The following is a 13546-nucleotide window of genomic DNA, read 5'->3' as shown; positions in this document are numbered from 1 at the left end:
TGAACTAAAAAATACTCCAAATTTTCAACTATACATTGAAAATTTGAAGTACTTCACATTGTAATTATTCAGTTCTTGCTCCTGTACGTTCACGTAATTCATATTCTATTTCTTCTAAACTACGTCCGCGTGTTTCTGGTAAGAATTTAATTACGAAAATCATCGCTAAAACACCTATGAATGCAAAGATTAAAAATACCCATTCTGTACTTAATGCATCACTTAATATTGGGAAGAACAATGACACGATAAGCGTTCCGATATTTAGCACAAGCGCTGAAATGCCCGTAGCAGCGCCACGTGCGCGCATCGGGAATAATTCAGGTAGCATAACCCATAGAACAGGTCCCCAAGAAATCCCAAAGAATACAATAAATAATGATAAACAAACAATAATAATCCACGCTGATGAAGCAATTCCAATTGTCCAAATTAAGATTGCCATAATTAATAATGAGGCAATCATACCAATATTACCACCAACAAGTAGTTTTTTACGATCAATCTTATCTACTACAAAAATGGCAACTATTGTTACAAGAACATTAATAGTTCCTATACCAACTGAACCTAATATAGACGCCGCTTCACCCAGTCCAGCCTTAGCAAAGATTGAAGATGAATAGAAAATGACTGCATTGATACCAATAAATTGCTGGAAAATAGCAAATATACAACCTACAATTAATATTCTACCTAACCATGGTGATTTAATGACTGTCCATGTAGATTCAGAGATAGCGTTAATTTCTTTCATCTCTTTAAGTTCTTTATCAATTTCGCTATCGTCATAAGTAATCTTCATCACTTGACGAGCGGCTTCTTCGTTTCTATTTTCAAGTAACCATCTTGGACTCTCAGGCATAAAATAAATACCCACAAGTAAAATAACCGATGGAACAACTGCTAATCCTAGCATCCAACGCCAACCCTCAATATCCGCAAATGCATAGTTGACTAAATATGCTGCTAAAATACCAATTGTAATCATTAGTTGATTAAGTGAACCTAGTGAGCCACGATATTCTGTCGGTGCCATTTCACTTAAATAAACAGGTACCGTAGACATCGAACCACCCACTGCTAAACCAATAATTAAACGTCCAATAATTAATAATGCTAAATTGGTTGATGCAGCAAGAATCAGTGCCCCAATAATAAATACAATAGCGATGAGCATTACTAGACGTCGACGACCTAATTTATCAGCAAGTGGCCCACTGCTTCCCGCACCGACTATTGCGCCAATTAACATTGAAGACACAACGATACCCTCAGTTGTACTATTGAGAGGTATGTCTTTATGTATAAATAATAAAGCACCGGAAATCACACCATTATCATAACCATATAATAAGCCACCAAGTGCTCCCAAAATAAAGATTAAATACTTATTTGCTTTCATTCGTATCATTCCTTTTTCTATAGCTAGACTAATTATAATGCCTTTATGAAAGCGTTTCAACATAATTTTATTAACATTTACTTATTAATACTTGATTTGATATTCAAATCAAGTATTAATAAATATCATCATATTGCTTAAATTATCTATATCAATAACTTCACTAATCATAGCAATTTAAATATAATCATTGATTCTAGTAATACATATATAAAACACCCTATCCGCTCACAATTTCTATCGACCGGATAAGGTGCCTTTGATTTTTCTTTATTTAATTATTGTTTATCTGTCACTTTTTCATTACGTACCATATCTTCAAACATGTTGTCCCAGAAATCTTCTAATTCTTCTTTAGAGATACGAACTTCTGATGTATCTGTACCAACGAAGTCACCATGGTCCCAATTATGTTTAACTGGTGTCACTTGCCATACTCCTTTTTGAACTTGATCTGTCGCAGACGTATGCGCTTGGTTCAATGGATATTGCCCAGAGATGACAGACACTAGTCCATCGTTTTCTCTCCACGCTTTGTCTTTTACTTTACCAATCGTATTTGCAGTTAATGTATAGCCTATGTTCATATTGACATCTGCTTTTTGAGTACCATTTGGACCTGGTCTTGTAGATTCACCCTGATATGTTTTGTAAACAATATTGGGGTTTAAGGATGTTTTTTGATTTAAGATATCTGTACCCTCAGTAGTTAAATCATAAAATCCATTATCTTTTGTTGTCCATAATTTACTTTGTTTCACACGTTGAATATATTGAGCTAATGTTTCGTCTTCTCTTTGTTTAAGTCCCCATTGACTTAAACCAACATCAACATGAGATAATTTATTACCTTTTGACCTTGCATAGTCATATGCTACTTGTCTAATAATTTCTTCATTACCTAATAAATCTGCAGCATGGGTGCCATTATGTGGTGTGGCAATAGTAGTAATAGACGATATCATATTATCTTGTCCACCTTTATATAACGGAGAAATGTCACCACCATGTTGTTTCTGGTATTCTACCTCTTCTGGACTACCATGTCGTAATAACTCTTCAAGATAACGAATTGTTTGACCACCCATACTATGCCCAATGAGATGAATTTTTTGACCAGGCTTCCAATCCTTATAAGCGCCGGCGTATGTTTTTCCGTAACGCTCGTGTCCATATTTTGCCGCATGTGCCGCACCATAGTCTACACGTCCACCTTTAATGTAATAGTACAATTCTACAGCTCTATCATAATTACTGCCAAATGCACTTACACTTGCTTCCATCACGTTATAACCTTTAGCTCTATAATCTTGAATAATTTTGAGACGGTTACCACCCCAATAGTTACCTTTTCCTGTAACGGGACCAGTTCCTGATGCATAACCATTAAAGCCGTGTACAAGAATAATAGGATCATGATTTTTATATTCTTTTTGTGATGCTACTTTATTTGTTTGATCCTTCAATTCTTTGGATGCCTCTGTTGTCGCAGTATTTCTTGTTGTTGCCTGAGAGTTTTTAGTGAGTGCTTTAATCCCTTTTCTAGAATCATCTTTTTCATTTTCAGGAGATTCTTTTGTGGAAAGATCTTTGTCTATGTCATCCACTTTAAGTTCTTTATCTGATGATGTTGTTGGCTTTTCTTGATTTAAATGTTTATCTCCACGATTATTTCGTGTAACACCTCCATCTTTTGCTGTTATATGCTGTTCTGAAACGTTCTCAGATGCAGTCCCCTCATCCGATTGCGTTGCATCTTTATTGTATTGATTATCTAATTTTCCATCTATTCTTGAAGATTTTTGAGCCTTTTCGATGTTCGATTGTTGGACTTTAATTTTTTCTTGAGATTTTTCTTGGTCTATATTTTGATTTTCTTGTTGAGCATTTTTTACATCTTTACTTTGTAACTGCTTTTGCTCGTTTGTAATCTCCTGTTCACGTGATTCTTTCATTTTTGTTTGTTCAGATGTTGTTTTATCATCTTGTTGGGGTTGTACTAGGCTCTTTGCATTTTCATTCTTTCTAGTTTCTTCTTTTTTTGCATTTATACTTTTCGTTGTATGTTCCGCTACTTTTTTAGGGTTTTGTTGATCATTATTTGGCATAGATGTCTGAGGTTGATTGGATTGACTATCAATTTGTTTGTCTTCATTAGATTTAACGTCAGTACTAGGTGTCTCATGATATGAGTAGCCATTGTTATGTATAGTTGGAGTCTTATCAATTGTTTCTGAATGGTTAGTTTTATTATCTTTATTCTCAGTTTGTTGAGTTTCTTGATTTTTGTGTTGCATCTCAATAGAATGTGATGCACTTACTTCTGATTGTTCTTGATTTTCAAGGTGATTGGATTCAGCAGCATGTACTGAGCCTCCGCCAATAAATAACATCGATGCAACAATGATTGAAGACGCACCTACACTTAACTTTCGAATGCTATATGAATTCTTTTTATTTTTCATGTTTAAAGCACCTCTATCTTTTTTATATCATTTATAACTGTGACTTAAATGAAAAGATTAATAATTTCGCGTGGGATAATTTCTAAAATTCTTTGAATCCAAGCTTTCATCAATAAACTCCTCTCTTTTAGTTGAATGATTTAACAATTTATGAGAACAACACCAATTTTACACAATGAATATTAACCTATTATTAATTTCTTTTTACAACTATATAAATAACAATAAAATATGTACTTAAATTTAAACTTTTAAATACACACATATGCACCATCTCGATATCAATTAGTCAATCGTACAACCTTTAAAGTTTAAAAAGACACTCAAACGATTTTCATATCGCTTAAGCGTCTTTTGTAAATTTACACCATTATAATAATTGTGTGAGCGGCACCACTTCAAAGTTCAAACTATGTTTACTCATATGACATATTTGAATGAGTCTTTTAAAATAATCTACTGAGGTAAATTGGACATGTTTTTTTAAAAATCTCAAATTTTGCGTCACATCATAGCAGTCTAAACCATTCATCAATCCCTCACCGATGAGTTTTGTATAACTTTCTTTCTTAGTCCAAATTTCATAAAAATCTTTAAGTGTAGTCACTTGGTTAAATTCATTTGTTGTAAAATTTTTCGCCAAATATTTATAATCAAAGTCTTTCATTTCTTCGATATCAATACCAATAGGCTGATTATCTATTATACAAACGATATAAGGATAACTATACGAAATACTCACGTATATATGACAAGAACTTCGTATCTCTACTTTACCCATAGTTGTGATGTGATACTCCCATTCTTTAGGAGTTAATCCAGCACATTGTTCAATAGCATACTGAATCAATGCATCACCTAATTGGTGCATAAGTCGATCCTTTAAAAATCTATAGTGTATTCGTTCTGGCTTTTTCAACTGACGAGAACTTCTATTTAAAAGCAATTCTACTTCCTCTAAAGTTTCTGTCATCTTAGTCACATACAAATACATGATTCACCTCTAGTTGGCATCAAATTTTTCAAACAATAAATGGTACCACTGCTGCAACCATTGGTAAGAAAGATGTGGCCACTCACCTTGTAATTCTTTCATTACTGTTTGAGTCATATTTGAATCTGTCACACCTGAAATTTGATTATCTCCATTACTATTAAGACCAATCAATTCATGCATACCTAATTCATGTAATTTCTGTTCAAACTCACTATCACTTACTACAGTCATTTCTGACCCTTTGGCATTGTCAATTACTTGTTTCATAGTTATCGAACATGGTGCGTATACATGATAAATAATAGGTATTGCATTGGATCTTGCCAATTTAATAATATGGCGCGCTGTGACATCGATAAATGAAAATTCAACTTTAGCTTTCGATATACTTTCTCCTATAAACGGCATTTTTAATAAATCATGCATGACAATACTAAAACGATTAGTTGTTAAATTTTTCATATTTAATGGTCCAGTAGAAGCACTTGTCAGATTTCCTAATCTTATAATCTGAGCTGCTAAACCTTCATTAACCGCTTCTAACACTTTAATCTCGCTATAAAACTTACTTTTAGTGTATGGTGATGTAAATAACTGGCCTTTATATAAATCTTTTTCAGAAAATGTAATATCGTCTTGATGTACTTCAAATACCGTACCCACACTTATCGTTGATATATAGATTAATTTCGCTTTTTTATCCTTAGCTAAATCAATTAATGCTTGTGTACTTCTTACATTGACATCGAAAAATGTTTCATCATCGCCAAAGTGATCTGTACGAGCTCCAGCATGAATAATTGTATCAATGGCTGAATCGATAATGAGATGGTCAAGTTCTGATAAATCCGCTAAAATAATATCAATGTGCTTCATTAATTTATCCACATGAGCCGTATCAAAATAACAATTTAAATTATTTTCCAAGTTAGTTTTAGCTTGATTGATATCATGACCTCTGACAATACATGTAATTTGATCAGCATCATCTTGCATTTCATCAATTAAATATGCGCCTAGGAACCCTGTTGCACCAGTTAGCAATACATGACCTAGAGATGATTGCGTTAGGTGTTGTGATTTTAGTTGGTATCGTCTTTCAACCAAAGATTGTAATTGTGGTAGATGATCTGGTAATACTACTTCTGGTAGTGCTTGGCGTTTTTCTGTGTGATTAGCTATATAACGAACAGTTTTAAATTGATATACATCTTGCATTGTAATGTGTATGCCATTTGATTTTAGTTTTGATACTACCACCATAGCATCTAGTGATGTACCACCCATTTCAAAGAAGTCATCATCTATACTCATAGACGATACGTCCAACACTCCGCTAACGATTTGTGCTATTTCTCGTTCGATATTATTACGTGGTGCAACAAATTTATTTTTGTGTACATTAGGTACAGGTAATCTTGACTCATCCACCTTATCATTTCCTGTTAATGGAATTTCGCTAATAGCTGTTAATGTCTTAGGAATCATGTATTTAGGCAAATATTGATTTAAATGTTGTGAAATATGATTTTCGTCTTCTTGACTTCCAACATAATAAGCATGCAGCACTTCACGCTCACCCTGTTTAGCTAAAATAACAACGCTATCTGTAACAGTATCTACTGAATTAATGATATTTTCAATTTCACCTAGTTCAATGCGATAGCCATGTACTTTAACTTGCTTGTCTATTCTACCAAGAAATTCAATTTGCCCATCTGGCATCAATCGTGCTAAATCACCACTTCGATAAAGTTGTCCTGGCCCAAAAGGATTATTTATAAATTTTTCAGCAGAAAGTTCGGGTCTGTTTAAATATCCTGAAGTTAAACTTTCTCCTGCAATACATAATTCACCTGGAATACCAACGCCACATAGTTTACCGCCTGACATAATAAAAATATCAACATTAGCTAACGGTTTCCCAATCGGAATAGTCGATGGTATGGCGTCACCTTTTTCGTATATCCAACAAGATGTGATAACTGTATTTTCAGAAGGCCCATAGGCATTAACGTACATATCACAATGCTTAGAAATATGTTGAACAAATGCTGGAGTACTTGTCGCACCTCCTGTAATCACTTTAGGAATATAGAAATGATGCATCACATTATATACCTGTAGTGGAATAGATGCGATGGTGATATTTTCTTGTGAAATTAACTTTTCTAATAAATCTGTATTGGTCCGCTCAACTGATGTTGCAATGACAAGCGGATATCCATTTAATAAACTACAGTAGAAATCAGTTGCTGAAGCATCGAACACATAATTAGCGTACTGCAGATAAACTTCATCATCGGATAAATTGAGTCTTTTTGTCCAAGCACATACTAAATTTAATATATTACGTTGTTTCACTGATACTGCTTTAGGCTTTCCTGTTGTTCCAGATGTATAAATATGATACATATCATCTTCCAAATTCCCTGCATATTCTATATTTAACCTTTTATTATTTTCAGTGTTATCAATATCTTCAATTTTAATTACTGGTATATGTGAGGATATTGTTTTTCCATATGTGAGCACTGCTGCGACTTCAGCGTCTTCAATAATAAATTCAATGCGTTTATTGGGATAAGTGACGTCAATAGGTACATAAGAACCTCCAACTTTTAATACAGCAATCATACTAGCAACCATTTCAAAACTTCGTTCAGTTAAAAGGGCTACACGTTCCCCTTTTTGAATTCCATTTTGTATCAATGTTTGAGCCATACTATTAGAATAATCATCAAGTTCTTGATACGTCATCGATTGTCCATTCATTTTAAGTGCTACATCATCTGCTTTCGCTTTCATGACATCATGTAAAAGTTGCTGTATTGACTTATTTTTTGGCAAGTCTAAAGAACAATCATTCACATGCTTGTCCAACCAAATTAATAAGTCATCATTTTCATCAATATCTTGAATTTTTAGGTTTTCGGTAGATATTACATGTTTAATAATCATTTGAAGTTGTTCAGCAATATGATGAATGGTCTCTTGTTTATATAAATCTGTATTATATTCAATATTGATGACATAGTCATCTTGATCTTCTTCAATAATAAATGACAAATCAAATTTAGCTGTTGTTGACTGAGGTGGAATATGTGTCAATTGACTATGTCCAAAATTCGCATGATTTGTTTCATTATTTTGAAGTACGAGCATCACATCAAATAACGGATTATGTGAAGCATCTCTTTCATCAACAAGATCATTGACTAAGCTTTCAAAAGGATATTCTTGATGTTCATATGCCCCTAGACACATTTCTTTCATCTCAGCCATCAATTGATCCCATGTCTTTTGATCATGAGGTCGACCACGATATACAAGTGTATTAGCAAACATACCTAACATATTTTCAGTATCGCGATGGGTACGCGCACTGATTACACTACCAATAGCGATATCGTCCTGACGTGTATATTTGTGCAATAATACCATGATTGCACTAGCAAAGAACATAAAGTCTGTCACTTGATGTTGTTCTACATAAGATTTCAATTGCTGTTTGATTTGACGATTGTAATGAAATGTCAACATATTACCGTTGGTTGTTTTAATACTTGGTCTAGGATAATCCGTAGGCATATTTAATATTGGAACCTGATTTTCAAATTGTTGTAACCAAAAGTGACGTTGTTTAGATAAGTCTCTGTGCACCATCCACTCACTATAATCTTTATACTGAAGCTTAAGTTCAGGTAATGATTTATCTTGGTATAAAGCGTTCAAATCAGATAGTAAAATCGTGTTACTCATACCATCATTAATACTATGATGAGTATCCATAAATAAATAATCTTGTTGTGGTCCATGTATATATTTAACTCGCATCTGACTTGGTTGTTCTAAATCAAACGGTTCCATAAATGATTGAATAATATCTTGCTCATTCGTTAGAGATGTCGTTACCTCTTCAAAATCAGGTGAAACATGTGTCGCAATACGTTGTTTAACTTCATTGTCATCAATTACATATTGTGTTCGTAATATTTCATGACGTTCAATCAACTTAGATAATGCACGTTGCAATTGCATAACATTAAGTTCAGAAGATAATCTCCATAAGAATGGAATGTTATACACTGTGTCTTTAGGATTGACCTTCCATAAAAGATACATACTTTTTTGAGACGCACTTAAATCATATTGATACGATTCATTTGCTTTGGGAATCACTTCATAGACATCATTTTGCAGTTCTTCAATTTGTTGTCCAAGTTGCTCTACAGTAGGCGATTTCATTAAATCACCTACTTTAAGACGTTTTTTTAACCTTTCTTCGATACGGTTTACAACTAATGTTGCTCTAAGAGAGTGTCCACCTAGTTCAAAGAAATTATCTTTAACACCTACCTGATCAACATGTAAAATCTCTTCGAAAATACGGCAAACGGTACGTTCAATATCATTACGTGGTTCTACATAATTTCTATTATTCTTTAGATTAATTTCAGGTAATGAACGCACATCTAATTTCCCATTCATCGTGATAGGTATACGATCCACCTTCATAAAATGCACAGGTACCATATATTCAGGTAATGTTTCACTTAAAATATCTTTTAATTGACCTGTTGATTTTAATTGCGATGCTTCATAATATGCCACTATTTGTTTATCTTGGTCTTGCTCTCGAACGATGACTACAGCTTTATTAATATCACGTATAGCTTCTAATGCTTTTTCAATTTCTGATAATTCTATTCTAAAACCGCGTATTTTAACTTGCTTATCGATACGACTAATATAATCAATATAGCCATCTTCTTGAAGACGAACTAAATCACCGCTTCGATAAAGCATTTCATTGTTAAAAGGTGACTGAATAAAACGTTCAGCAGTAAGTTTAGGTTGATTTAAATAACCTTTTGCTAAACCTGCACCACCAATGCACAATTCACCTGGAACACCTACGCCACAAATACGATTACCTTGCATGACATAAACTGTCGTTCCACTAATAGGTAAACCAATAGGTATACGTGAAGGCATCTCTTGTGGAATCGCAAAAGTTGTAGTAAATGTTGTATTCTCTGTCGGTCCATAACCATTGATTATTTGAGGATGACACTCACGCGAATTTAATAAGTGAACCCATTTAGCATTTAACACTTCCCCACCAATAAGCAAATAAGTTAAAGATTCTAGTGCTTCGATACGTTCGCTAGCAATTTGATTAAATAAAGATGACGTTAACCACATCGTGTTGACTTTATTTTCAGTAATAGCTTGATCTAACAATTGAGGATTTAACAACGTATCTTTAGATGTAATGACTAACCGTCCACCATTCAATAATGGACCATATATTTCAAAGGTTGCTGCATCAAAAGCTACTGTTCCTGATAATAAGACGGTTGTATTTTCGTTCAATTCGACATAATTTGGATTGTGTACTAAGCGATCAATTCCTCTATGTGGCACCAGTGTCCCTTTAGGTTTACCAGTCGTTCCTGATGTATAGATGACATAAGCGATATCTTCTGAACAATTAATGCCTCTCGGGTTATCAATATCATGTTCTCTTGAATCAACTATCAATTCTATATCCATTTGAGGTAAACCTGATTGAAATGATGTACGATATGTTACAACCGCTTTAGGTTTTGCGTCCTCAATAATATAATTCATTCTTTCTTCAGGATAATCCGGATCAATTGGTATGTAGCCTGCACCAGCTTTCAAGATCCCTAACATTCCAATAATCATTTCTAAGCTGCGTTCTGCTATTAATGCCACCATATCATTAGGTTCAATCTGATGATTTAAACGCAATCTATATGCTAAAAGATTCGCACATTGATTTAATTGATGATATGTCATCGATCGTTGTTCATATTGCAACGCAATACTATCGGGATGTTGGTGCACTTGACGTTCGAATCTTTCAACCACGGTTTTATAAGTGACCTCACTATAATTAATGTCATTGTTTTGATTATTGATGTCATTATATTTAGCTAAATCTGAGCGATCACTGAGTTTTATATCTTTAATTAATAATGATGGATTTTGTGTAATTTGCATATAAATCCCATTAATTAATTTGACTAACGTATGTACAGTTAAATCATCATAAACGTTGTCATTATAAACTATATCAAAACCATCCTGCACATGAGGATAAAACTCTAAATCCGCGAATGATGATGCTTCATTGTATAGACGATGTATATGATGACATATATGATTAAGCTCAAATTGTTCTTGTACTTTTTCAATATGAATCATCGTTTCTACATCTGTTTGTACTGCTTTAGGTTGAACAACAAAAGACGCACCACACATTTGAAGCTCTTCAAGTAGCGCGGAACACTCATCTACCATATCTTTTACGACGTCACTTTGACTAATACTTAAATTAAGTGGGGCAATGTCTGTGTTTAAAACCATCATATTCTCAGTATTTTTATTATCTATCGAAAAATGGATGCCTAACGTCACATCAGAAGATTGACTTATAAAATGATGCGCTAAGTAAATACTTACAATCCACACATCAATGTCTAAAGATGGTAGTTCTGCATGCAAAGAACACATTTTTTTCTTTTCACATGTATTCTTAACAGGTATGTAAGCGTAATTATCACCGTCTGCATTCAATACGTTGAAGTGCTTTGATGGACACACAACTTGATTTTGATCCATCTTTTGATTCATTTCTTTAATCCAATTATAAAAATCCGAGATACTATATTCACTTTTTAAAGAGTGGGTATAGGCGATATTTAATTGTTGTAAAAATGGAGTTAATTGACTTTCATTAAAAATAGTAGCATGGAAATCTAAAAGTAAGTAGGCGTCATCTAGAAATTGATATATCTTAAAATTAAACAGAGGTAATTGATTGAAATGGTAGGAATTTAAATTACGTGTAAAGAATGCTTCTAAATCTATGCTTTGCGACATTTCATTAACTTCTTTAATTTCAATAAATGGAAAAAAATCTCTTAAATTTATCTTGAGTTGATTAAAATCATCTGTCACAAACTGTGTACGCAACACAGGTTGATTTTGAACGACATCTACTAATGCATACATTAATCTATGTAACTCAATGTCGCGACTTAACTTTACCCAGTATGTCACACTGTGTTCTGAACTTGATTGATTTAAATGTTTAAAATAAAAATATTTTTGAAAATATAGTGCTTCAATATTCATTAGAGTCCTTCTTTCATATTCATTCCCATAATAACTCATAAACAACTTACATCATATTTTCTAGCCATGATTTATATTAGTATATTCTCACTATAGAAAACAATTAGGAAAATAAAAATTAACAAAATCTTAATAAATATAGTTTTATTAAAATTACGAGCAATTTGGTATGAATTGTACATTTCTAATTTAAAAAATTATTGTGAATTTGTATTATTAAAACGACTCACTGCAATGTAAAGTGACATGCCACCTAGCAATAATAAAACAAACATATAGATCCCCATCTCCATTGAAGTTAAAAACACTCCTAATATAATTCCAAATCTTGCAAGTAATTCAGCTAGGTTAAATCCTAAAGCATGCACTGCTGAATATGTCCCTCTTTTATGAGAAGGAACCATTTTAAAACGATTTTCTTCAAGAATTGGAGAATATACCATTTCACCTATCGTCGCTATAATCATAAATATGATAAGTAACGTAAAATCATTAAGATAAGTGAGGTTCGAATATCCAATGACATAAAAAATAATTCCAATCAATAATGCTGTTTTAACATTCATTCTCATAACAATTTTTGAAATAAAATAGGTAAAAATTATAACAATGATTGTATTCGTCATTAATAGAAGTGAATACATTTTAACGCCATTGATATGTAACGAAAACAATATCATCGGATCAAACTCTTGTTTTAAACGCACTGAAATGTACGATGATGCAGATAACTCACCCATTGTTAAAATACTAAATCCTATAATTAGAAGTAGATATGTTGTATCTTTAAATGCTGGTTTATAACTTTTTAATATTTGACCCATGGAGAATTGTTTCTCATTAGCATGATGTGTGTGCGACTGAGTAACAATATTTAAATCTTTAGGCAACCATACGATAAGTGCTATAAAAACCATAATGTAAATGACAAAAGCGATGAAAAACAACATAGATTTATGTGCCCCATACATCAATCCACCTATGAGCGCACCAAAGGCTACAGCAATATTCGTCAGCCAATAACTTATCTTATAAATATATTGCTCAACTTCAGGCGTAATCGCATCCATAATAATCGTGTCCATTATAGGTTGCTGCATGCCTATTGTGATACTAAATATTGCGTAAGCGATACAAAATAAAATGATCTTAAAAGTATGTTGTGATATTGAAATCGCCATAATTACGAGCATTAAACTTAATATAAATTGATAACTAAGTGTTAACGTCTTTTTAGGTAAACGTTCAATAATATGACCTGAAATCAAAGAAATTGGAAAATTTATCATTACAAGCCCAAATAAAAAAAGCCCTGAAAAATGTTGATTGACCATATCTGTTAAATACAACGCAATAAATGGTAAAAATGCCGTGACTATAATATTTTGAAAAAAATCGCATATTAATCGGACTTTTAAAGTTGTACTTAATTGCTTCACATTCATCCTTCTTTCTCTGTTAAAACATATAATACTTTTTAAACCTTTAAAGAAAGTGATTAACCTCATA

At 32.9% G+C, this 13546-nt stretch carries 5 protein-coding genes; all 5 read right to left on the bottom strand.

Annotation, left to right across the window (positions count from 1 at the left end):
* Positions 1-64: 64 nt before the first annotated feature.
* Positions 65-1405, bottom strand: a complete 1341-nt coding sequence (glcP, locus tag FNL83_RS01045; RefSeq protein ID WP_001830529.1) for a glucose transporter GlcP — start codon at positions 1403-1405, stop codon at positions 65-67.
* Positions 1406-1683: 278 nt separating this feature from the next.
* Positions 1684-3870, bottom strand: coding sequence for a YSIRK-targeted triacylglycerol lipase (gene lip, locus FNL83_RS01035; RefSeq protein ID WP_001832578.1), 2187 nt, complete (start codon positions 3868-3870; stop codon positions 1684-1686).
* Between the two features lie 370 nt (positions 3871-4240).
* The gene (gene ausB, locus FNL83_RS01030; protein ID WP_001830554.1) at positions 4241-4864 is read right to left on the bottom strand and encodes an aureusimine biosynthesis 4'-phosphopantetheinyl transferase AusB; all 624 of its coding nucleotides are present in this window, start codon (positions 4862-4864) and stop codon (positions 4241-4243) included.
* Between the two features lie 9 nt (positions 4865-4873).
* Complete coding sequence (gene ausA, locus FNL83_RS01025) at positions 4874-12037, bottom strand: aureusimine non-ribosomal peptide synthetase AusA (protein ID WP_001830461.1); 7164 nt, start codon at positions 12035-12037, stop codon at positions 4874-4876.
* A gap of 197 nt (positions 12038-12234) precedes the next feature.
* The gene (locus tag FNL83_RS01020) at positions 12235-13476 is read right to left on the bottom strand and encodes an MFS transporter (RefSeq protein WP_001830478.1); all 1242 of its coding nucleotides are present in this window, start codon (positions 13474-13476) and stop codon (positions 12235-12237) included.
* Between the last annotated feature and the right edge of the window lie 70 nt (positions 13477-13546).

The organism is Staphylococcus epidermidis, from assembly GCF_006742205.1.
Taxonomy (GTDB): Bacteria; Bacillota; Bacilli; order Staphylococcales; family Staphylococcaceae; genus Staphylococcus; species Staphylococcus epidermidis.
Note: the sequence above shows the minus strand (reverse complement) of the source record. Positions and strands in the feature narration are given on the sequence as shown.